The sequence below is a fragment of the Marinovum sp. genome, from assembly GCF_048263515.1.
Lineage (GTDB): Bacteria > Pseudomonadota > Alphaproteobacteria > Rhodobacterales > Rhodobacteraceae > Marinovum.
The window spans coordinates 31,352-53,610 of sequence record NZ_JBLXEC010000006.1 but is presented as its reverse complement, the minus strand read 5'-3'; the positions used below and the strand labels follow the sequence as shown (position 1 = coordinate 53,610).

Sequence of the window (22,259 nt, the reverse complement as noted above, 5' to 3'; positions counted from 1 at the left end):
CGACTTTGACACCAGGGGGAGGACCCGATGACGGAACCGAGACATATTCTCGCGCAGCAGACCATGGCCTATGTGCTTGCCGGGGGACGCGGCAGCCGGCTCAAGGAAATGACCGACATCCGCGCCAAGCCGGCCGTCTATTTCGGCGGCAAGACGCGCATCATCGACTTTGCGCTGTCGAATGCGGTGAACTCCGGCATCCGCCGCATCGGAGTGGCGACGCAGTACAAGGCGCACAGCCTGATCCGCCACCTGCAACGCGGCTGGTCGTTCTTCCGCGCCGAGCGCAACGAGAGCCTCGACATCCTTCCCGCCTCGCAGCAGATGAACGAAGAGAACTGGTACAAGGGCACCGCCGACGCGGTGACGCAGAACATCAACGTTCTGCGCGGCTACGGTCCCAAGTACATCCTCGTGCTGGCCGGTGACCACATCTACAAGCAGGACTACTCGATCATGATCGAGCAGCACGTCAAGACCGGTGCCAAGGTGACGGTCGGCTGCATCGAGGTGCCGCGCGAAGAGGCCAAGGCCTTTGGCGTGATGGGGGTGGACGAGAACGACAAGATCCTCGAATTTGTCGAGAAACCCGACAACCCGCCCGCCATGCCCGGCGACGACAGCCGCGCGCTGGCCAGCATGGGGATCTATGTCTTCGAGGCCGAGTATCTCTACGAGTTGCTTGAAAAGGACAACGAGAGCGACAGCTCCAGCCACGACTTCGGCAATGACATCATTCCGGACATCGTGGCCCAGGGCGGCGCCTATGCGCATCCCTTCGGTCGTTCCTGCGTGATGTCCGGGCTCGAGGACACGCCCTACTGGCGCGACGTCGGCACGATCGACGCCTATTGGCAGGCCAATATCGACCTGACCGATTTCAAGCCCGAGCTGGACATCTACGCCCAGGACTGGCCGATCTGGACCTATTCCGAGCTCGTGCCCCCCGCCAAGTTCATCCACAACGAGGAAGGCCGGCGCGGGTCTGCCACCTCGTCGATGGTGGCCGGCGGCTGCATCATCTCGGGCTCCAAGCTCGACCGCTGCCTGCTGTTCACCGGCGTCTGCACCCACAGCTTTGCCGAGCTCGAAGGCGTGGTCGCCCTGCCCTATGTCGATGTCGGTCGCAAGGCGCGGCTCAAGAACTGCGTGGTTGATCGCGGCGTCAAGATCCCCGACGGGCTTGTCGTGGGCGAGGATCCCGAAGAGGATGCCAAGCGCTTCCGACGCTCCGAAGGCGGCATTTGCCTGATCACCCAATCCATGATCGACAAGCTGGAAGGCTGACATGAACGTCCTGATGGTCACCTCGGAATGTGCGCCCTTCATCAAGACCGGCGGGCTGGCGGATGTGGCGGGCGCGTTGCCGGGGGCGCTCAGGCCCTTCGGCATCGACGTGCGCACCATGCTGCCGGCCTATCCGGCGCTCATGCCATTGGTGGCCAAGGGCAAGGAGGTCGCCAACTTCGGCGATCTGCCCGGCGGTCCGGGGCGCGTGGTGCAGGTCGAGGCAGAGGGCATCACCCTCCTGCTGCTTGATGCACCGCAGCTCTTTGACCGTCGCGGCGGGCCCTACACCCACGAAGGCGGTCAGGACTGGAACGACAACCACCGCCGCTTCGCCTCTCTGGCGCAGGCGGCGGCGCGGATCAGCTTTGCCGGGCTCACCGGCTGGAAGCCCGACATCGTGCACGCCCACGACTGGCAGGCCGGCCTCACGCCGGTCTACCTCAAGCAACCCGGCGGACCGGTGCCCAAGACGGTGATGACGATCCACAACATCGCCTTTCAGGGCCGCTATGCCGCCTTCGAAGGCCAGGAGCTGGGTCTGCGCTGGGACTGGTTCACGCCGGACGGCATGGAATACCACGGCGACATCTCCTTCCTGAAGGCGGGTCTGGCCTTTGCCGACCGGATCACCACCGTCAGCCCGACCTACGCCCGCGAGATCCTGACGCCGCGTTTCGGCATGGGGCTCGAAGGGCTGCTCAATGCGCGGCAGACTGTGCTGTCGGGCATCCTCAACGGCATCGACACCGACGCCTGGAACCCGGGCACCGATCCGGCGCTGGTCCAGACCTATGACGCAGGCAGCCTCGACGGCAAGAAGGCCAACCGCACCGAGATCTGCACGCGCCTCGGCCTCGATCCCGACCATGACGGCCCGCTGTTCTGCGTGATCAGCCGGCTGACCGAACAGAAGGGCCTCGATGCGCTGGCCGGGGCGATCCCGCATCTGGTCGAAAACGGCGGCCAGCTGGCGGTGCTGGGCTCCGGCGCGCCGGAGCTGGAAGCGGCCTTCAAGACCGCCGCCGAGGACCACCCCGGCAAGGTCGGCACCTATATCGGCTATGACGAGGGCTTCTCGCACCTGCTGCAGGGCGGCAGCGACGCCATCCTGATCCCGTCGCGGTTCGAACCCTGCGGTCTGACCCAGCTTTACGGGCTGCGTTACGGCACCCTGCCGATCGTCGCGCGCACCGGCGGGCTGGCCGATACGGTGATCGAGGGCAATCTGGCGGCCCAACGGGCCGGCTGTGCCACCGGGTTCCTGTTTGACGACGTGAGTGTTGCCGGCGTATCCGAAGTGCTCGACCGCGCCTTCCGCACCTATGCCACGCCCGGCGACTGGCAGGGCATGCAGCGCGCGGCCATGTCACAGGAGGTGGGCTGGGACATATCGGCCCAAGCCTACGCCGATCTATACAAAGAGGTTCTGGCTGAATGAATACCCGTGCGCCGATGACGGTCGAAATCCGTCCGGGCCGCTCACATCAACTGGGGGCACATTTCGACGGCGAAGGCACCAACTTCGCCGTCTTTTCCGAGAATGCCACCAAGGTCACGCTCTGCCTGTTCTCACCCGACGGCAAGCGCGAGGAACACCGCGTCGACCTGCCCGAGCGCAACGGCGCGGTCTGGCACGGCTATGTGCCCGGCCTGGTGCCCGGCACGCTCTATGGCTACCGCGTCGACGGCCCCTACGAGCCGTCGCGGGGCCACCGCTTCAATGCCAACAAGCTGCTGCTTGATCCCTATACCCGCGAGATGCGCGGCAGCTTTGCCGAACATCCCTCGACCTACGGCTACGACGCCGCCGGCAATGGCGACGACCTGAGCTTTTCCGAAAGCGACAGCGCGCCGCATGTGCCGAAATCGGTGGTTTCCGACCCGGCGCTCTTTCCGCTGGACGCCAAGACACTGACCTGCGGCCATGACGGCGGGCTGATCTACGAGGCCCACGTCAAGGGCGCCACCATGCTGCACAAGGGCGTGGAAGAGGAGCTGCGCGGCACCTATGACGGCATGGCCTCTGACGCGATGCTCGACCATTTGACCCGTCTTGGCGTCGATGCGGTGGAGCTTTTGCCGGTGCAGGCGCTGAAATCCGAGCCGATGCTCAAGGGCAAGGGCCTGGTGAACTACTGGGGGTACAACACCATCGGGTTCTTCGCCCCCGAGCCGCGCTATTTCGGACCCAAGGGTGTGGCGGGCTTCCGCGCCATGGTCGAACGTTTCCACGCCGCCGGGATCGAGGTGATCCTCGACGTGGTCTACAACCACTCGGCCGAGGGCGACCAGCGCGGTCCCACCCTGTCGTTCAAGGGCTTCGACAACGCGTCCTACTATCGCCTGCTCGACGGCCAGCCGCGCTATTACGTCAATGACACCGGCTGCGGCAACACGCTCGACACCTCTCATCCCTTCGTTCTGCGGATGATCATGGACAGCCTGCGCTACTGGGTGCAGGCGATGGGCGTCGACGGCTTCCGTTTCGATCTGGCCACCACGCTCTGCCGCTCGCGGCAGGGGTTCGATCAGGAAGGCTCGTTCCTGACCGCGCTGCGGCAGGACCCGGTGCTGGCCGGCGTCAAGATGATCGCCGAGCCCTGGGACATCGGTCCCGGCGGCTATCAGCTGGGGAACTTCCCGCCGATCTTTGCCGAGTGGAACGACCGCTACCGCGACACCGTGCGCCGGTTCTGGCGCGGCGATGGCCACAGCGCGCAGGACCTGGGGTCCGCCCTGCTCGGCTCGGCCGATCTGTTTGACCAACGCGGCCGGCGGGCCTGGTCCTCGGTGAACTTTGCCGCGGCCCACGACGGCTTTACCCTGGCCGACACCACCGCCTATGTCGAACGCCACAACGAGGCCAACGGCGAGAACAACCGCGATGGCCACCATGCCAACCACAGCGACAACTTCGGCGTCGAGGGCGAGACCGACGACCCGATGATCATCGCCGGCCGCAAGCGGCGGCAGCGCAATATCCTGGCCACCGTCATGCTGTCGCAGGGCACGCCGATGATGCTGGCCGGCGACGAAGGCGGCCATTCGCAGAACGGCAACAACAACGCCTATTGCCAGGACAATCCGACCACCTGGATCGACTGGGACGCGCTCGATCAGGAGCAGATCGCCTTTGCCGCGGCGCTGATCAAGTTCCGCAAGGATCACGTGGCGGTGCGGCAGAAATGCTTCCTGCATGGTGCCGAACGGCCCAGCGACGGCACCAACGACGTGTCCTGGATGGCCTATGACGGCTCGCCGCTGAACTGGCGCGATCCGGGGCTGTCCAGCCTCTGCCTGATCCTGCGCGGCTGTGCCGAGCATCCGATCGGCAATGCCATGGACGAGACCATCCTGCTGGCCTTCAACCGCGAGGCGCGGACCGAGGTGCTGGTGCTGCCAGACCCCGGCGCCCGGCAATGGGTGCGTGAGATCGACACCTCGCAGGCCGAACAGGCCCCGGCGGTGATGCCGGTGCGGCGGACGCGGGTGGCGGCCAACTCGGTGGCGGCCTTCGTGCTGCGCGATATCCCGGGCGAGGAGACCCCCGAATGAGTGCCGATACGGCGCTGCGTCAACTGGCCGAGGCTGCTGGCGTGCATCTCGACTTCCACGATCTCGCCGGCGTGCGGCGGGAAACCCCGGTACCGACCCTGCGCGCGCTTCTGCGGGCGCTGGGCATCCCTGCCGAGAGCGCCGCCGAGGTGACCGAGGCGCTGGCCGAACGCAAGGCCGGCAAGGCGCATCGCCATGTGCCCGAGGAATTGCTGCTGCGCGCCGGACACCCGGCCGAGATCGCCCTCACCGCGCCCTGCCGCTGGCAGATCCTGGGCGAGGACGGCGCTGAGGCCGGCGCCGGCAAGGCCGAGGCGGAGGTGACCCTGCCAGCGCTCGAGGTCGGCTATTACACCCTGCATCTGTCGGGCGACGGCTGGGCAGAGGAAAGCTTTCTGCTGGTCCGCCCGGCGCATGCGACGCTGCTGTCAGAGACCTCCGGCCATCACCGCAGCTGGGGTGTGACCGCCGCGCTCTACGGGTTGCGCTCTGGCCAGAACGGCGGGCTGGGCAGCTACGACGATCTCGCGCTCGCCGCAAAGGCGCTGGGCCAGCACGGTGCGCAGTTCCTCGGCATCAACCCGGTCTCGGCGCTGGGCTGGGCGGCGGAAGACGTCATCAGCCCCTATTCGCCCACCCATCGCGGCTTTTTCAACTCCGACCATATCGCCGTCAGCGGCGGTCTCGGTCCAAGCCCCGCCAGCGCGCTGATCGACTATCCGGGATTTCGGGCCCAGCAGCGCCCGGCGCTCGAAGCGGAATACAAACGCACCGCAAGACGCAAGGATTTCAAGACCTTCTGCACCGAGGCGAATGCATCACTCGAAGACTTCTCCTGCTTCGAGGCGATCAGCGAGATCCATGGCCCCGACTGTCGCAAATGGCCCGCAGCCCTGCAGCAACCCGGGCCCGCCGCCATCAAGGCCGCCGGCAAACGCGCCGAGTTCCACCGCTGGCTGCAATGGCGCGCCGAGGCCGAGATCGACGCGGCGCAAGCCGCCGCCACCGGTGCCGGCATGTCTCTGGGCCTCTACCTCGACCTCGCGGTCGGCGCCCGCCCCGGCGGCGCCGAGGCCTGGATGCATGACGACACCATTGCCCGCGGCGTCACCATCGGCGCGCCGCCCGACCTGCTCAGCCCCGGCGGCCAGTCCTGGGACCTTGTTGCCCATGCCCCCGGCCTTCTGGCCAAGGCGCGCTACAAGCCGCTGCGGGTCATGCTGCGCAAGCTGATGGGCAAATGCGGGCTGTTGCGGATCGACCATGCGCTGGGCCTGATGCGGAGCTACTGGCTGCCCGACGACGACAGCCCCGGCGCCTATATCACCCAGCCCTTCGACAGCCTGCTGGCGGTGATCGCCATCGAGGCCTTTCGCGCCCGCTGCATCGTCGTCGGCGAAGACCTCGGGCTGGTGCCCGCCGGCTTCCGTCAGAAGATGAACAACGCCGGGCTCTACTCCTACGCGGTCTGGCAATACGAGACCTTCGACGACGGCACCCTGCATCCCGCCGCCGACCTGCGGCCGTTCAGCCTTGCCTGTTTCTCGACCCATGACACGCCCACCCTGCGCGGCTTCTGGTACGGCACCGACGTGGCGCTCTGGCGGCAGATGGGCTGGATCACCGATGCCGAGGCCGCCGGCCGCCATGGCCACCGCAGCCACCAGCGCGGCGGGCTGCGGCGCGACTGCGGCATTGCCGCCACCGCCGGCCCCGACGAGATCGCCGGCGTGATCCACGGCGCGCTGACCCGCTCTCCTGCGGCGATGGTGGCGGTGCAGCTCGACGACATCCTGGGCCAGGTCGATGCGCCGAACCTGCCCGGCACCATCGACGAACACCCCAACTGGCGACGCCGCACCGGCCTTGCCGTCGAAGATTTCGAGACCTCGCCGCGCCTTGCCGAGATTGGCGCAACCATGCAGGCTGGCAATCGCCAACCGCCTGTTCCAGCAGAGAAAGGACCGATCACATGTCCAGAGTAACCCACTCCTGCACCCCGTTCGACGGCCAGAAGCCGGGCACGTCCGGTCTGCGCAAGAAGACCAAGGTCTTCATGCAAGAGCATTATCTCGAGTGTTTCGTGCAATCGATCTTCAACGCCATCGGCGGCGCCGAGGGCAAGACCTTCGTGATCGGCGGCGACGGGCGTTATTTCAACGCCGAGGCGATCCAGACCATCCTGCGCATGGCCGCCGCCAATGGCGCTTCGCGCGCGATCGTGGGCCAGAACGGTCTGCTCTCGACACCCGCCGCCTCGAACCTGATCCGCCAGCGCGGCACCGACGGCGGGCTGATCCTCTCGGCCAGCCACAATCCCGGCGGCATCGACGAGGATTTCGGCCTGAAGTTCAACACCTCGAACGGCGGTCCGGCCCCTGAAAAGGTGACCGAGGCGATGTTCGAAGAGACCAAGACCCTGTCGGAATACCACACGCTGGATTCCACTGACATCGACCTCGGCGCCATCGGCGAGACCAGTGTCGGCGACATGGCGGTCGAGATCGTCGATCCGGTCGCGGACTACGCCAAGCTGATGGGCGAACTGTTTGATTTCGATGCCATTCGCGCGCTTTTTGCCAGCGGCTTCACCATCAAGTTCGACGCCATGCATGCGGTCACCGGCCCCTATGCCACCGCCATCCTCGAAGGCACGCTGGGCGCGCCCGCGGGCACGGTGATGAACGGCGTGCCCAAGGTCGATTTCGGCAAGGGCCACCCCGATCCCAACCCGATCTGGGCCAAACCGCTGGTCGATCTGGTGATGAGCGACGACGGCCCCGATTTTGCCGCCGCCTCGGACGGTGACGGCGACCGCAACATGATCCTCGGCAAGGGGCTTTACGTGACCCCGTCAGACAGCCTTGCCGTGCTGGCCGCCAATGCCCATCTGGCGCCGGGGTACACCCGCGGACTTGCCGGCGTCGCGCGCTCGATGCCGACCTCGCAGGCCGCCGACCGGGTGGCCGAGAAGCTGGGCATCGAATGTTTCGAGACCCCCACCGGCTGGAAGTTCTTCGGCAACCTGCTGGATGCGGGTCGCGCCACGCTCTGCGGTGAGGAAAGCGCCGGCACCGGGTCGGACCACGTGCGCGAGAAGGACGGGCTCTGGGCGGTGCTGCTCTGGCTCAACATCCTCGCCGAGCGCAAGGTCTCGGTGAAGGAGATCCTGATGGATCACTGGCAGACCTACGGCCGCAACTACTATTCGCGCCACGATTACGAGGCGGTGGACAGTGCCGCGGCCAACAAGTTGATGGCTGATCTCGAGGCGAAGCTGGGCGATCTGCCCGGCACCGAGCTGCACGGGCTCAAGGTGACCGAGGCCGACCAGTTCGCCTATCACGACCCGGTCGATGGTTCGGTGAGCAGGAACCAGGGCATCCGCATCCTCTTCGAGGGCGGCTCGCGCGGGGTGCTGCGGCTCTCGGGCACCGGCACCGAGGGCGCGACGCTGCGGGTTTATCTGGAGCGCTACATGCCCGCCGATGGCGATCTGGAGATCGAGACGCAGGCGGCGCTCAAGGACGTGGCCGCGGCGATCGGCAAGCTGAGCGAGCTCAACGCCCGTACCGACCGCGCTGCGCCTGACGTGATGACCTGAGATGGTGGGTGGGTTTGCAACCCGCCCGCAAGCCCCGAGGTCGCAGGGTGGGCGGTCCTGCCCAGCTTTGCGCGGCTTTTGTCTGTCGGTGGATGGTGGGTTGCAAACCCACCCTACATCCCGACCACCGTCGACCGCAGCAACAGATCGCCGCCCCGCAGCTGCGGAAAGGTCTCGGCCCAGTCGCGGAACCGGTCGTTGGAGACCACGCGCGCCTCGAGGTCGACGGCTTCCTGCAGCAACAGCGGATCGGCCGGCTGGCCCTTGGGTGCGACGCGAACCTGCTGTGCCCGGCACCCAAGCTGACTGGCCAGAGCCGCCGGCCCGAGATAGCCATCCCCGACCTTGTAGCCGACATTGGCGTCGAACCAGATGATCGGCTCCCACCCCTGTTTGCGCAACTGCCTGATCACCGTCCGTACCGTGGTCAACGAAGGCGTGCCCTCGCCCCAGTAGAGGATATTGGAACCGTCGAGGACCACGATCTTTGCGTCCCGGCGCGGGGCGCGCAGGAGCAACATCGCCGCTGCGAGAGCGCTGATCAGGCTCAGCAACAGCAGATCGCTGAGGCCCGGGCCGAACCGGAGGAATGAGAAAGCCGCGACGGCCAGAGAACTGATCAACAGGACAACAGGTACACGCATGGGGCGGTCTCGGGCAAGCTGGAGGTTGGATGTCGGAGGGTTTCAGGCGCGACGGCGGATTGCAATGCTCGATGTTTCTGGCCGGTGGGCAATGGGTGTGGTGGGTTGCAATCCCACCCTACGGGCCACCCAACATGCCGGCGTAGGGTGGGTTTGCAACCCACCGCTCCCCGGCACCTCCCAAACTGACATTCCAGTCTTGCAGCCCGTCGCCAACCGCGCGACACAGGCGCAACTGGAACGAGGAGACACCCATGGTCTGGACCGCATCCGACACCCGCTACGACACCATGCCCTATCGCCGCTGCGGCAAGTCCGGCCTGCTGCTGCCGGCGATCTCGCTGGGGCTGTGGCACAATTTCGGCGATGACACCCCGCATGAGACCAAGCGGGCAATCACCCGCACCGCCTTCGACCACGGCATCACCCATTTCGACCTCGCCAACAACTACGGGCCGCGCCCCGGCGCTGCCGAGCAGGCCTTTGGCGAGCTGATGCGACAGGATTTCGCGCCCTATCGCGACGAGATGATCATCTCGTCCAAAGCCGGCTACCGCATGTGGCCCGGCCCCTATGGCGAGATGGGCAGCCGCAAGTACCTGATTTCCTCCTGCGACCAGTCGCTCAAGCGCATGGGGCTGGACTACGTCGACATCTTCTATTCGCACCGCTTCGACCCCGAGACGCCGCTGGAAGAGACCATGATGGCGCTCGATCACATCGTCCGCTCGGGGCGCGCGCTTTATGTCGGGATTTCGTCGTACAACGCGCAGCGCACGCGCGAGGCGGCGGCGATCCTCAAGGACCTGGGCACCCCCTGCCTGATCCACCAGCCGTCCTATTCGATGCTGAACCGCTGGGTCGAGGAGGATGGTCTGCTCGATGCGCTGGACGATCTGGGCATCGGCTCGATCGTGTTTTCGCCCTTGGCGCAGGGCATGCTGACCAGCAAGTACCTGGGCGGCATCCCCGAGGACAGCCGCGCCGCGCAGGGCAAATCGCTGCGCGAGGGGTTCCTCTCGGAAGAGGCGCTGGAGAACGTGCGCGCGCTCAATGCCATCGCCGAGGAGCGTGGCCAGACGCTGGCGCAGATGGCACTGGCCTGGGTGCTGCGCGGGGGTCGGGTGACGACGGCGCTGATCGGCGCGTCGAAGCCTTCGCAGGTCGAGGATTGCGTCGGCGCCGTGGGGAACCTGGAGTTCACCGAGGACGAGCTGGCGCGGATCGACCAGCACGCCAAGGACGCCAACATCAACCTGTGGGCGGCCTCGGCGGAGCGCGACGGCCCGTCGCGGTGATTTTCGGGTCAGGCGGGGTGCTGATGTGCGCCTCGCCTTGGGGCGCTTCGGCGCAGCTGCCTGCGCCGACTGTGAAGCCTCACTCCTCAGATCCGAGTATCTCACCAAGCGCGTTAACAGCGGACGCAGGCCGCCGCGCATCGCCGGGCCGCCCCACGGCACGGCGATTTGGCTGACACAAGCGCGCCGATCAAGTCTCTTTCGGATATGGCGACGATAAAGCGCTGCCGAACCCCCGGAGGATTGCCGCACCACGGCCCGTCAATGACGGCTCGTCGCGACACGTCACACCAACTCACCCAGCGCGTTAACAGCGGCCAAAGGCCGCCGCGCATCGCCGGGCCGCCCGCCGGCACGGCGATTTGGCTGACACAAGCGCGCCGATCAGGTCTCTTTAGGATTTGGCTGAGATAAAGCGCTGCCGAACCACCCGAGGATCGCCGCACCGCGGCCCGTCAATGACGGCTCGTCGCGACACGTCGGACCAATGCACCAAGCGCGTTAACAGCGGCCAAAGGCCGCCGCGCATCGCCGGGCCGCCCGCCGGCACGGCGATTTGGTTGACGTGAGCGCGCCGATCCTATCTTCTTCGGATTTGTCTAGGATAAAGCGTTGCCGACCCCCCCCCGAGGATCGCCGCACCACGGCCCGACAATGCGCGGCTCATCGCAAAGCGTCTGAGCCCCAAGACACCCCCCGGCCCACGACGCACGGCTCACAAAGCAAAAGGCCGGGGATGATCCCCGGCCTTCGCAAACTCAAGCGGCCTTGCGGCGACGCGGGCGGCGGCGTTTGCCACCGTCGCCTGAGGGGGCAGCCGTGTGGCCATGGGCGGCATGAGCGCCACGCCCGCGACCACCGCCGCCACCACCGCGACGCTGGCCACGGTTGCCACCGCGGGTCGGGTCCTTGACGGCCTGCGGCATGGTCCCACCGGCCACCGGGATCTCGATCTTCATCAGCTTCTGGATCTGCAGCAGCAGATCGACGTCTTCCGCCGAACAGAAGGCAATCGCCTCGCCTTCACGACCGGCCCGTGCGGTGCGGCCGATGCGGTGCACATAGCTGTCGGGCACTTCCGGCAGATCGTAGTTCACCACATAGGCCACGCCCGGAATGTCGATGCCGCGGGCCGCGACGTCCGTCGCCACCAGCACCTTGATGTCGCCATCGCGGAAGCCCTTGATGGCGCGGTCGCGCTGGCCCTGGCTCTTGTTGCCGTGGATCGAGGCAGCGTTGAAGCCGTCGGCCACGAGGCCCTTCATCAGCTTCTCGGCGCCATGCTTGGTGCGCGAGAAGACCAGCGTCAGCGCTTCGGGATCGCGCGACAGGATTTCACGCAGCCGGGTCGGCTTGACGCCCTTGTCCATGAAGATCACCGACTGGGTCACCTTGTCGGCGGCCTTGCCCGGAGGCGAGACCTGCACCTTGCGCGGGTTGGTCAGATAGGCGCGCGACAGCTCTTCCATCTGCTTCGGCATGGTGGCCGAGAACAGCATGGTCTGGCGCGGCGTGCCCAGCCGCGGCGCGATCTTGCGCAGCGCGTGGATGAAGCCCAGATCGAGCATCTGGTCGGCCTCGTCGAGGATCAGGTGCTTGACCTGGCCCAGATCGACGGCGCGGCGGTCCATCAGGTCCATCAGCCGGCCCGGGGTGGCGACCAGAATGTCGGTGCCTCGGTCCAGCGCGTTGATCTGGCGGTTGATCGACTGCCCGCCGACCACGGTCACCACGCGAATGCGGGTGTCATGGGTCAGGGTCTTCAGGCTCTCGGCGATCTGGTTCACCAACTCGCGGGTCGGGGCCAGGATCAGCGCCTTGGCGGTCTTGGGCGCCGGTTTGCCGGGCTCCGACAGCATGTGGTCGATCAGCGGCAGGCCGAAGGCCAGGGTCTTGCCGGTGCCGGTCTGGGCCAGTCCCAGAATGTCGTGACCTTCCATGGCCAGCGGAATCGCCTTGGCCTGGATCGGTGTGGGTTTGTCGAATTTGTTGCGGGTCAGGGCGTCGTTGAGCGCGGGCGCGAGGCCCAGCATGTCGAAATCGAACAAGTCGTATCCTTCGGGGCCAGACCGGAATACCCCGGACAGCCCGTTATTGCAGGCCGCATCCGCAGCCTAGGGAGGGTGCGCGGGGCCTCTGGACGCACGGGCGTGTCCCGCGGCATCCGGCCGTCGCGTCAGGAACCCTGCGTGATGGGGAACTGAAATCGCTGTCGCTGAGAGCCCCTCGCAGGGGCGGCATGCTCACGCGGCAGCGCAGCGACATGCCTCAGATGCGCTCTGCCGGGCGAAAAGTCAAGCGCTGTGACAGGGGTTTACGCGTGGGCGGCGGCGAAAGGCCAGTTTGTCACACCCGGCATGGGGCAGCCGGTTGACCTCGGGCCGCGCCCGGAGGCAGTCTCACCCGGCAGGCGCCACCTGCCCTGCCCGCCTGACGGAGAGCCCATGACCACGCCCGACATCACCCCCGAGATCCGCCGCGAAGAGACCGAGACCAAGGGCCGCTACACGCTGCACCACACCGGGCACGACGCGGTGCTGACCTATTCCCGCCTCGGGCGCTCGGCGATCATCATCGACCATACCGAGGTGCCAAATGCCCTGCGCGGCACCGGCCTTGGCCGGCGCCTTGTCGCACACGCGATCGCGGACGCCAGGGCCGAGGGTCTCAAGGTCATTCCGCTCTGCCCCTTTGCCAAGGCCCAGATCGCACGCACGCCGGACTGGCAGGACGTGCTGCAGGGCCGCTGACCGCTCAGAACCGGTCGACGCGATAAGGCTTCATGTCGATCGGCGGCGGGGTTCCTGTCACAAGGTCAGCCATCAGCTGTGCCGTCGTTGCCGCCTGGGTCATGCCGAGATGGCCGTGACCGGTGGCATAGAACACCCCCGGCAGCTTGCGAGAGGACGAGATCACCGGGATCGTGTCGGGCAGCGACGGGCGATGCCCCATCCAGCGGCTGGTCTCCTCGACCTGCAGCCGTGGCAGAATGCTTTTGGCCCGCTCGACGGTGATCTTCGACCGGCGCCAGTCGGGCGGCGCGTCGAGACCGGCAAATTCCACCGTGCCGCCGATCCGGATGCCGCCACCGGTGGGCGAGACCATGAAGGCCCGCGTCGGCCAGATCAGCGCATGCCGCAGGCTGATCCCCGGCGCGCCGATCTGGGTGTGATAGCCGCGCTCGGATTCGAGCGGGATCGGCTCGCCCAATTGCCGCGCCAGCGCCCCGGTGTGCACACCGGCGGCCAGCACCACGTGATCGACCTCGAGGCTTTCGTCCGCCTCGAGCTGCAGCTTCACCCCGCGGCCGCTGCGCGTCACATCCTGCACCATGCCCTGCATCAACGTGCCGCCGCGCGCCTCGAAGACCTCGACCAGCCGGCTGACCAGCGCAAAGGGATCGCGCAGGGTGCGGTTGTCGGGCATCAGCACCGCCTTGTGAATGCCGGGCAGCAGCTCGGGCTCGCGCTGGCGCAGCTCGTCCGAACTCAGGACCTCATGCTCGAAGCCGAAGCGATCCAGCATGGTCAGCGCCGCGCGGTCGGCTGCAAATTCGCCGGGCGTGGCATAGAGAGACAGGCAGCCGGTGGCGCTGAGGTGATCCGACAGGTCCAGATCGCTCAGCAGCGCCTCGGTATCCCGCAGCGCCCGTTCGCAGATCGCCGCCCCCTGCGCCTGCAACGCGCGCAGCCGGCTGGGCCGCCCGGCCCAGAGGAACTGCAGAATCCACGGCGCGACCTTGGCGGCATAGCCCGGTGCGATCCGGATCGGCCCGCCGGGATCGAACAGCCAGCCCGGCGCTTGCAGCCAGACCCGGGGACGCGACATCGGCATGAAGCCCGACACCGCGATCGAGGCCATGTTGCCGAAGGACGCCCCGCGCCCCGGCTCCTCCCGCTCGATCAGCGTCACGGCGTGGCCGCGCTGTTGCAGCGCATGGGCGATGGTGGTGCCGATGATCCCCGCGCCCACGACGGCGGTCCGGCTCTGCCCTGTTGTCACCGCGGCTCTCCTGTTGTCGCGCCTGTTGCGGCCACTCTGCTACAGATTGTGCGGAAATCAACAGACGATTCCGGCAGCGGGCGGTTATCGCGCCAGAAGCGCCAGCAGCCAGTCGCGAAAGCGCAAAGCCGCGGCATGATCGGCCCTGACCGAGAGGAAATAGCCCTCCTTGCTGGCCACCGATCCGGGGTGCGCCGGCACCACCAGCCTGGCCCGGAGCGCATGTTGCGCCAGAAGCTCGCTCACCAGCGCCACGCCATTGCCATGCGCCGCCAATTGCAGCGCCATGCCGTAGGTGTCGGCGTAGAGCGTCGGCTGCAGATCGCCGCCAAAAGCCTCGCACCAGCCGCGCCAGCCGGTCGAGGTGCCCACCGCTTCGATCAGCGGCAACTCGTCCAGCGCGCCGGCCAACTCAGGCGACTTCAGCGCCACCAGCCGGTTCGGCAGCAGCGGCTCGGCATCGCGGCCGACCTGCTTTTCCGACCCGAAGCGGATTTCGACATCCGCTTGTGCAGAATGAAAATCGTCCGGCCAGATCGCGCTGAGAAACCGCGCGCGGACCTCCGGGTGCTGCGCGGTGAAATCCGGCAGGTTCGGCGCGATCACCCATTGCGCCACACTGACCGAGGTGGCGACGGTCAGCAGATCGGCCGAGGGCCCGGCGTCGAACCGCGCCGTCGCCGCCGCCAGCGCCTCGAGCGGGGCGCCGACCTCGGGCAAAAGCCGCCTGCCGTGATCGGTGAGCGAAAGCCCCCGCGCCTGCCGCACGAAAAGCGGCACCCGCAACCGCTGCTCCAGTGATTTGACCTGCTGGCTGATGGCAGATTGCGTCATGCCCAGTTCCTCGGCCGCGGCGGTAAAGCTGAGATGCCGCGCCGCCGCCTCGAAGGCGCGGAACCAGGTCAGGGGAGGAAGTGATCGGGCCATGGGTCAACTTAGCCATAAGTCTTGCTAATGGCTAAGGGGGAAAAACCTTCGTTTGTGAAAAATCCGCCCGGTTTCTACCGTCTCGGTCAGTGAACAGGAGGTGCCATGCAACCCGATATCCGCAAGATCGTGACCTATGACGAAGAGGTGCTGATCGAGGGCTTTCGCCCGGCCAGCCCGCCCTGGCGCATGTTCGGCGTGGCCGTCGTGCTGCGCAACCCCTGGGCCGGGCGCTATGTCGAGGACCTGACGCCGGAAATCCGCGCCTATGGCCCGGTGCTGGGCGCGATGATGACCGAGCGGATGATTGCGCTGGCCGGCAGTGGCGAAGCCATCGAGGCCTATGGCAAGGCGGCGGTGGTGGGCCTCGACGGCGAAGTCGAACATGCCTCCGGCCTGATCCACACCCTGCGCTTCGGCAACCATTACCGCGAGGCGGTGGGCGCGAAATCCTATCTCGCCTTCACCAACACCCGCGGGCCGGCCAATGCGCCGATCATGGTGCCGCTGATGGACAAGAACGACGCCGGCCGCCGGTCGCATTACCTCACCCTGCAGTTCGCCATTCCCGACGCGCCCCGCGCCGACGAGATCGTGGTGGTGCTGGGCGCGGCCACCTCGGGTCGGCCGCATCACCGCATCGGCGACCGCTATCAGGACCTGAAGGATCTGGGCCATGACCTGGACAACCCGGCCGCGGTCTGAGGTGGCGGGCCTCGCCGCGATCCAGCGTGGCGAGGGGCCCCCGGTGCTGCTGCTGCATGGCGTGGGCCTGCGGGCCGAGGCCTGGGCACCGCAGATTGACGCGCTGTCCGCGCGCTACCGGGTCACCGCGCTCGACCTGCCGGGCCATGGCGAGAGCGCCCTGCCCGCGCGGCCAATGAGCCTGACCTATTATTCCGACGCGGTTCTGTCAGCGGTGACAGACCCCGCGGTGATTATCGGCCATTCCATGGGCGCGATGATTGCCCTCGACCTGGCCTGCCGCGTGCCTGAGAGGGTCCGGGGCGTGGCCGCCCTGAACGCCGTGTTCGAGCGCGACGCCAAGGCCGCGGCGGCGGTTCAGGCCCGCGCCGAAGCGCTCGACGGCGAGACCCCCGCCGACCCAGAGCCGACGCTGACGCGCTGGTTCGGCAATGCCGAGACGCCCGCGCGCGCCGCCTGCCGCGACTGGCTGAGCACCGTCTCCCCGGCGGGCTACAAATCGGCCTACACCGCCTTTGCCAAAGCCCAAGGTCCCGACCGCACAGCGCTGGCGCGGCTTGCCTGCCCGGCGCTCTTCATCACCGGCGCGCTGGAGCCGAACTCCACCCCCGCGATGTCCCGCGCCATGGCCGATCTCGCGCCGCAAGGCCGGGCGCAAATCGTCGAGGGCGCCGCCCACATGATGCCGATGACCCATGCCGCGGCGGTGAACGCAGCACTTCTGGACTTCCTGCAAGAGGTGACGCCATGACGCTCGATCCCCGCGCCCTGCGCAGCGCCTTCGGCAGCTTCATGACCGGCGTCACCGTCGTCACCACCCGCAACGCCCACGGCCAACCCGTTGGCTTCACGGCCAATTCCTTTACCTCGGTCTCGCTCGACCCGCCGCTTCTGCTGGTCTGCCCGGGGCGGTTCCTCTCGACCCATGACACCTTTGCCCAGTGCCGCCACTTCGCCGTCAACGTGCTGGCCGAGGGGCAGGAAGACGTCTCGAACACCTTCGCCAGCTATAAGGGCGACCGCTTTGCCCGCGTCGCCCACCGGATCGACGCCTTAGGCAACCCGCTGATCGACGGCGCGCTGGCGCAGTTCTCCTGCACGACCGAGCGCGCCATGGACGCCGGCGACCACAGCCTGCTGATCGGCCGGGTCGCGGCCTTCCACCACGCCCCGGGGCGCGGGCTGGGCTATGCGGGCGGCAAGTATTTCAGCCTCGGGCTCGAACGCGCGGCGCTGGAACAGAGCGGCCGCGGCACGATCTGCGGCGCGATCATCGAGCACGGCGGCAAGGTGCTGCTGGAACAGACGCCCGACGGCTTCCGCCCGCCGCAGATCACCCTGCCCGACCGCGGCCGGCTGCGCCATGATCTGGCCGAAGCGCTGGCGGCGCGCGGCCTGCCGGTGCAGGTGAAATCCGCCTATTCGATCTTCGACATAGGCGACATGCGCTTCACCTATCTGCTGGCCACCACCGAGGCCGCCACCACGGGCCCCCTCACCGCCATCGCGCCAGAGGACCTGCCTGCCCTCAGCTACACCAGCCCGCCCATCGCCGACATGATGACCCGCTTCGCGCTCGAGGCCAGGACCCGCAGCTTCGGGCTCTATCTCGGCGACGGCCGGCGCGGCGATGTTCACAGCCCTTTGGAAAGGACCTGACCCATGGAGTTCTCGCTCTTCGTGCATATGGAACGGCTCTCGCCCGACCAACCGCAGGATCGGCTCAATGACGAGTTCATCGCGCTCTGCCAGATGGCCGATGCCGCCGGGATGCGCGCGGTCTGGACCGGGGAACACCACGGGATGGAGTTCACCATAGCGCCCAACCCCCTGACGACACTGGTCAATATCTCGCATCACACCAAGAACGTGCGGCTTGGCACCGGCACGGTGATCGCGCCCTTCTGGCACCCGATCAAGCTCGCCGGAGAGGCCGCCGCCGCCGACATGATGACCGGCGGGCGGATCGAGCTGGGGGTGGCGCGCGGCGCCTACAGCTACGAATACGAGCGGCTGATGCCCGGCATGGACGCCTGGGAGGCCGGCCAGAGGATGCGTGAGATCACCCCGCTGCTGCCCCGGCTCTGGGCCGGGGATTGCGCGCATGAGGGGGAATTCTTCAGCTTTCCCGCGACAACCTCGGCGCCGAAACCGGTTCAGCCCGGTGGCCTGCCGATCTGGATCGCGGCGCGCGATCCCAACAGTCATGAATTCGGCGTGCACAATGGTTTCAACATCCAGGTGACGCCGCTCTGGCAGGGGCAAAGCGAGATCGAGACCCTGATGACCCGCTTCAACGACGCCTGCGCCAGCCACGACGGCCCGCGCCCGAAGATCATGCTGCTGCATCACACCTATGTCGGCACCGATGACGACGACGTGGCCCAGGCCGCGCGAGAGTTGTCGCGGTTCTACTGCTACTTCGGTGCCTGGTTCCAGAACAAGCGCCCTGTGCAGCAAGGCCTGATCGCGCCGCTCTCTGACGAAGAGATCGCCGGCAACGCCATGATGGCGCCCGAGAACATGGCCCGCGATCTGACCATCGGCACCGCGCCCGAGGTCATCGAGCGCATTCGGCGCTACGAGGCGCTGGGCTATGATGAATACGCCTTCTGGATCGACAGCGGCATGAGCTTTGAGCGCAAGCGCGCCTCGCTTGCGCGCTTCATCGACGATGTCATGCCAGCCTTTCAATGAGGGATCCCATGGACCGCACACCGCATTACCAGCTTTTCATCGACGGCACCAGGTGCGAGGGCGCCGGGGGTCAGGTCATGTCCTCGCAGAACCCCGCGTCCGGCGCGGATTGGGCGACCTTTGCCTGCGCCGCGCCGGAGGATGTCGACCGGGCCATCGCCGCCGCCCGACGCAGCCTGGGTGATCCGGCCTGGCGGGATCTCAGCCAGACCGCGCGCGGCAAGCTGCTGCACAGGCTGGCGGATCTTATCGAAGCGCACGCCGAGATTTTGGGCCGGATCGAGACCACCGACAGCGGCAAGCTCCTGGCGGAAACCGCCAGCCAATCGGCTTATGTGGCAGACTACTATCGCTATTACGCTGGTCTCGCCGACAAGATCGAAGGCGCGGTGCTGCCGATCGACAAGCCCGACATGCATGTCTTTACCCGGCGCGAGCCGATCGGCGTTGTGGTGGCGATTGTGCCCTGGAACGCACAGATGTTCCTGACCGCCACCAAGCTCGGCCCGGCCTTGGCGGCGGGCTGTTCGGTGGTGCTCAAGGCCTCGGAAGTGGCCCCTGCCCCGATGCTGGAGTTCGCCCGGCTGATCGAGGAGGCGGGCTTTCCTCCGGGCGTGGTCTCCGTGCTGACCGGCGATGCGCCGAACTGCGCCATTCCGCTGACCCGCCACGCTGACGTCGACCGCATCGCCTTTACCGGCGGGCCGGAAACCGCGCGGCACGTGGTGCGCAATTCGGCCGAGAACTTCGCGGTGACGACGCTGGAACTGGGGGGCAAGTCCCCGATCCTGGTGTTCGAGGATGCCGATCTCGACGGCGCCGCCAACGGCTTGATCGCCGGCAATTTCGGGGCCTCGGGGCAAAGCTGCGTTGCGGGGTCACGCGGGCTGGTGCATCGCTCGATCCTCGCGCCGCTCATGGCGCTGATCGAAGAGAAGATGGCGGGTGTCACGGTGGGCGATCCGCTGGAATCGGGAACCCAGATCGGCCCGCTCTGCACCGCCGCGCAGGTCGACCGGATCACCCAGACGCTGGCCGCCGCGAAGGGTCAGGGCGCCACCATCCGCTTTGGCGGCGCGGCGCTGGAGCGGCCCGGCAACTTCATGGCGCCGACGCTGGTGGAATGCGCAGGGCCGGACACCGAGACGCTCAAGGTCGAGATGTTCGGCCCGGTGATGTCGCTCCTGCCCTTCGACACCGAGGACGAGGCGATTGCGCTGGCCAATGACACGCCCTTTGGCCTGGGCTCCGGCGTCTTCACCCAGAACGTCGCCCGGGCGCACCGGGTGTCGGCGCGGCTCAAGGCGGGGATCTGCTGGGTCAACACCTACCGCGCGGTCTCGCCCATCGCGCCCTTCGGTGGCTATGGTCAGTCGGGCTACGGGCGTGAGGCGGGGATCGAGGCGATCCACGACTACACCCGCACCAAGACCACCTGGATCAGCACCTCGGATCAGCCGATGGCCAATCCCTTCGTGATGCGGTGACGCGGCCCTTGCCAACTCCGCGCCGAGACGCTCAGCCCATGCGCTCAGAGGCGTAGGAGCCGGGCGAGGCCGGAAAGACCACCGTCTTGTTGCCGTTGAGGAAGACCCGGCGGTGGATATGCGCATGGATCGCCCGCGCCAGTACCGCGCTTTCGACATCGCGGCCGAGCGAGACGTAATCCTCGGGCGATTGCGCATGGGTGACGCGCACGGTGTCCTGCTCGATGATCGGGCCTTCGTCGAGGTCGGCGGTGACGTAATGCGAGGTCGCGCCGATCAGCTTGACCCCGCGCTGAAAGGCCTGCTTGTAGGGGTTGGCGCCCTTGAAGGACGGCAGGAAGGAATGGTGGATGTTGATGATCCGGCCCGACATCTTCTGGCACATCTCGTCAGACAGGATCTGCATGTAGCGCGCCAGCACGATCAGCTCGGCCTCGGTGTCCTCGACCACCTGCATGATCGCGGCCTCGGCCTGCGGCTTGTTGGCCTTGGTCACCTTGATGCAGTGGAACGGGATGTCGTGGTTCACCACGACCTTCTGATAATCCATGTGGTTCGAGATCACCGCCACGATGTCGATCGGCAGCGCGCCGATGCGCCAGCGATAGAGCAGGTCGTTCAGGCAATGGCCGAAGCGCGAGACCATGATGATGACCTTCATCTTCTGCGCTTCGTCGTGGAAGTCATAGGTCATGTCGAAGCCGGCCGCGGTTTCGGCAAAGCCCTCGTGCAACGTGGCAAGGTCGGCGCCCTCTTCCGAGGTAAAGCTGACGCGCATGAAGAAGTTGCCGGTCTCCATGTCGTCGAACTGGGCTGAGTCGGTGATGTTGCAGCCGTGCTCGACCATGTAGGCGGCGATGGCGGCGACGATGCCGCGGGTCGAACGGCAGGCAACGGTGAGGGCGTATTTGCTCATGGAAGTCTCCGGGAGGGGTGTCTGGCTTGGCCGCCGGGGATCAGGCGGTCAGGCCTTCGGGTTCGGGAATGTCGTTGCTGCGGCAACAGGCGGTCAGCGTATTGGCCAGCAGGCAGGCGATGGTCATCGGGCCGACGCCGCCGGGCACCGGGGTGATGGCGCCTGCGACCTGCGCGGCCGAGGCGAAATCGACGTCGCCTACCAGCCGCGTGCCGCCCTCGGGCGTCTCGATCCGGTTGATGCCGACGTCGATCACCGTGGCGCCGGGCTTGATCCAGTCGCCGGTCACCATCTCGGGCCGGCCCACGGCGGCGACGAGGATATCGGCCTGCCGGCAGAGCGCCTCGATCTCTCTGGTGCGGGAATGGGCGATGGTCACGGTGCAGCTGTCGCGCAGCAGCAGCTGCGCCATCGGCTTGCCGACGATGTTGGACCGGCCCACCACCACGGCATTGAGCCCCGAGAGGCTGCCGTGTTCCTCGCGCAGCATCATCAGGCAACCAAGCGGCGTGCAGGGCACCATCGCCTTCTGCCCGGTGGCCAGCAGGCCGACGTTCGAAATGTGAAAGCCGTCGACGTCCTTTTCCGGCGCGATGGCATTGATCACAAGGTCCTCGTTCAGGTGGTCCGGCAAGGGCAGCTGCACCAGAATGCCATGCACCGCCGGATCGGCGTTGAGCCGGTCGATCAGCGCCAGCAGTTCCGCCTCGGAGGTCTCTGCCGCCAGTTTGTGTTCGAAAGAGGCCATGCCGCATGCCAGGGTCTGCTTGCCCTTGTTGCGGACATAGACCTCGCTCGCCGGGTCTTCGCCCACCAACACCACCGCGAGGCCGGGGGTCACGCCGTGATCGGCCTTGAGCCGCGCCACGCCGGCGGCCACCTGTTCGCGTACCCTGGCCGCAAAGGCCTTGCCATCCAGTATCTTGGCCGTCATCTGCGCTCTCCTGCCGTGCAATCTCTGGCGGCGGATCAAGGGGTTGGACCCGCCGGCCCGTGACGGATCACCACCACGCGGCGCGGCCCGGCGCCAGCCCGAAAAGCGCAGGTCAAAGACAGAAACGACCGCCCGACGCAGCCGGGCGGTTCCAATAGCGGCGCGGCGGTTCCTTTAGTGGTCGCGCGCGCTCGATCGCG

The 22,259-nt window shown here is 67.1% G+C and carries 18 protein-coding genes; 12 read left to right on the top strand and 6 right to left on the bottom strand.

The genetic code is table 11. The annotated features are described in order from the left end of the window. Positions 1-27 precede the first annotated feature (27 nt). From glgC to ACN0SE_RS07725, 5 genes are read left to right on the top strand one after another with little or no spacing between them, the layout of a single operon-like run. Complete coding sequence (gene glgC, locus ACN0SE_RS07745) at positions 28-1,287, top strand: glucose-1-phosphate adenylyltransferase (protein ID WP_417523938.1); 1,260 nt, start codon at positions 28-30, stop codon at positions 1,285-1,287. A 1-nt stretch (position 1,288) separates the two neighbouring features. Continuing rightward, positions 1,289-2,728 carry a glycogen synthase GlgA gene (gene glgA, locus ACN0SE_RS07740; protein WP_417523937.1) on the top strand — a complete coding sequence of 480 codons (1,440 nt, stop codon included), beginning with the start codon at positions 1,289-1,291 and terminating at the stop codon, positions 2,726-2,728. After that, positions 2,725-4,845 (top strand): glycogen debranching protein GlgX, encoded by a 2,121-nt coding sequence (gene glgX / locus ACN0SE_RS07735; RefSeq protein ID WP_417523936.1) that lies wholly within the window; start codon positions 2,725-2,727, stop codon positions 4,843-4,845. Before glgA ends, glgX begins: the two co-directional genes overlap by 4 nt. Further along, a complete protein-coding gene (locus tag ACN0SE_RS07730; protein WP_417523935.1) occupies positions 4,842-6,830 on the top strand; it encodes a 4-alpha-glucanotransferase in 1,989 nt (662 codons plus the stop codon). The genes glgX and ACN0SE_RS07730 overlap by 4 nt, the downstream gene beginning before the upstream one ends. Then, on the top strand, positions 6,818-8,449 hold the full coding sequence (locus ACN0SE_RS07725) for an alpha-D-glucose phosphate-specific phosphoglucomutase (RefSeq protein ID WP_417523934.1): 1,632 nt from the start codon (positions 6,818-6,820) through the stop codon (positions 8,447-8,449). Before ACN0SE_RS07730 ends, ACN0SE_RS07725 begins: the two co-directional genes overlap by 13 nt. 113 nt (positions 8,450-8,562) lie before the next feature. Here ACN0SE_RS07725 and ACN0SE_RS07720 read toward each other — a convergent pair whose 3' ends face one another. Further along, the gene (locus tag ACN0SE_RS07720; protein WP_417523933.1) at positions 8,563-9,093 is read right to left on the bottom strand and encodes an NYN domain-containing protein; all 531 of its coding nucleotides are present in this window, start codon (positions 9,091-9,093) and stop codon (positions 8,563-8,565) included. Between the two features lie 254 nt (positions 9,094-9,347). Here ACN0SE_RS07720 and mgrA point away from each other — a divergent pair, with 254 nt between their 5' ends. Then, positions 9,348-10,391 carry an L-glyceraldehyde 3-phosphate reductase gene (gene mgrA, locus ACN0SE_RS07715; RefSeq protein WP_417523932.1) on the top strand — a complete coding sequence of 348 codons (1,044 nt, stop codon included), beginning with the start codon at positions 9,348-9,350 and terminating at the stop codon, positions 10,389-10,391. A gap of 758 nt (positions 10,392-11,149) precedes the next feature. Here mgrA and ACN0SE_RS07710 read toward each other — a convergent pair. Beyond that, entirely contained in the window at positions 11,150-12,439 is a 1,290-nt protein-coding gene (locus ACN0SE_RS07710) for a DEAD/DEAH box helicase (protein WP_417523931.1), read from the bottom strand. A 396-nt stretch (positions 12,440-12,835) separates the two neighbouring features. Between ACN0SE_RS07710 and ACN0SE_RS07705 the strand changes: the two genes are divergently transcribed. Further along, positions 12,836-13,141 carry a GNAT family N-acetyltransferase gene (locus tag ACN0SE_RS07705; protein ID WP_417523930.1) on the top strand — a complete coding sequence of 102 codons (306 nt, stop codon included), beginning with the start codon at positions 12,836-12,838 and terminating at the stop codon, positions 13,139-13,141. A 4-nt stretch (positions 13,142-13,145) separates the two neighbouring features. On the opposite strand, the gene ACN0SE_RS07700 is transcribed toward ACN0SE_RS07705, so the two are convergent. Together ACN0SE_RS07700 and ACN0SE_RS07695 are read right to left on the bottom strand one after the other, a co-directional pair. After that, on the bottom strand, positions 13,146-14,393 hold the full coding sequence (locus tag ACN0SE_RS07700; protein WP_417523929.1) for an NAD(P)/FAD-dependent oxidoreductase: 1,248 nt from the start codon (positions 14,391-14,393) through the stop codon (positions 13,146-13,148). An 84-nt stretch (positions 14,394-14,477) separates the two neighbouring features. Beyond that, positions 14,478-15,320, bottom strand: coding sequence for a LysR family transcriptional regulator (locus ACN0SE_RS07695; RefSeq protein WP_417523928.1), 843 nt, complete (start codon positions 15,318-15,320; stop codon positions 14,478-14,480). A 105-nt stretch (positions 15,321-15,425) separates the two neighbouring features. Here ACN0SE_RS07695 and ACN0SE_RS07690 point away from each other — a divergent pair, with 105 nt between their 5' ends. Genes ACN0SE_RS07690 through ACN0SE_RS07670 form a run of 5 tightly spaced genes read left to right on the top strand, consistent with a single transcriptional unit; the run spans position 15,426 to position 20,209 of the window. After that, complete coding sequence (locus ACN0SE_RS07690) at positions 15,426-16,025, top strand: amino acid synthesis family protein (RefSeq protein WP_417523927.1); 600 nt, start codon at positions 15,426-15,428, stop codon at positions 16,023-16,025. Next, positions 15,997-16,776: an alpha/beta fold hydrolase gene (locus ACN0SE_RS07685; RefSeq protein WP_417523926.1), complete on the top strand. Its 780-nt coding sequence runs from the start codon at positions 15,997-15,999 to the stop codon at positions 16,774-16,776. The genes ACN0SE_RS07690 and ACN0SE_RS07685 overlap by 29 nt, the downstream gene beginning before the upstream one ends. Continuing rightward, the gene (locus ACN0SE_RS07680; protein ID WP_417523925.1) at positions 16,773-17,684 is read left to right on the top strand and encodes a flavin reductase family protein; all 912 of its coding nucleotides are present in this window, start codon (positions 16,773-16,775) and stop codon (positions 17,682-17,684) included. The genes ACN0SE_RS07685 and ACN0SE_RS07680 overlap by 4 nt, the downstream gene beginning before the upstream one ends. Positions 17,685-17,687: 3 nt before the next feature. Continuing rightward, positions 17,688-18,722 (top strand): LLM class flavin-dependent oxidoreductase, encoded by a 1,035-nt coding sequence (locus tag ACN0SE_RS07675; protein ID WP_417523924.1) that lies wholly within the window; start codon positions 17,688-17,690, stop codon positions 18,720-18,722. Between the two features lie 8 nt (positions 18,723-18,730). Next, a complete protein-coding gene (locus tag ACN0SE_RS07670) occupies positions 18,731-20,209 on the top strand; it encodes an aldehyde dehydrogenase (protein WP_417523923.1) in 1,479 nt (492 codons plus the stop codon). Between the two features lie 31 nt (positions 20,210-20,240). Here ACN0SE_RS07670 and purU read toward each other — a convergent pair whose 3' ends face one another. Both purU and folD read right to left on the bottom strand, forming a co-directional pair. Continuing rightward, complete coding sequence (gene purU, locus ACN0SE_RS07665; RefSeq protein WP_417523922.1) at positions 20,241-21,125, bottom strand: formyltetrahydrofolate deformylase; 885 nt, start codon at positions 21,123-21,125, stop codon at positions 20,241-20,243. A 40-nt stretch (positions 21,126-21,165) separates the two neighbouring features. Then, on the bottom strand, positions 21,166-22,059 hold the full coding sequence (gene folD / locus ACN0SE_RS07660) for a bifunctional methylenetetrahydrofolate dehydrogenase/methenyltetrahydrofolate cyclohydrolase FolD (RefSeq protein WP_417523921.1): 894 nt from the start codon (positions 22,057-22,059) through the stop codon (positions 21,166-21,168). Positions 22,060-22,259: the final 200 nt, after the last annotated feature.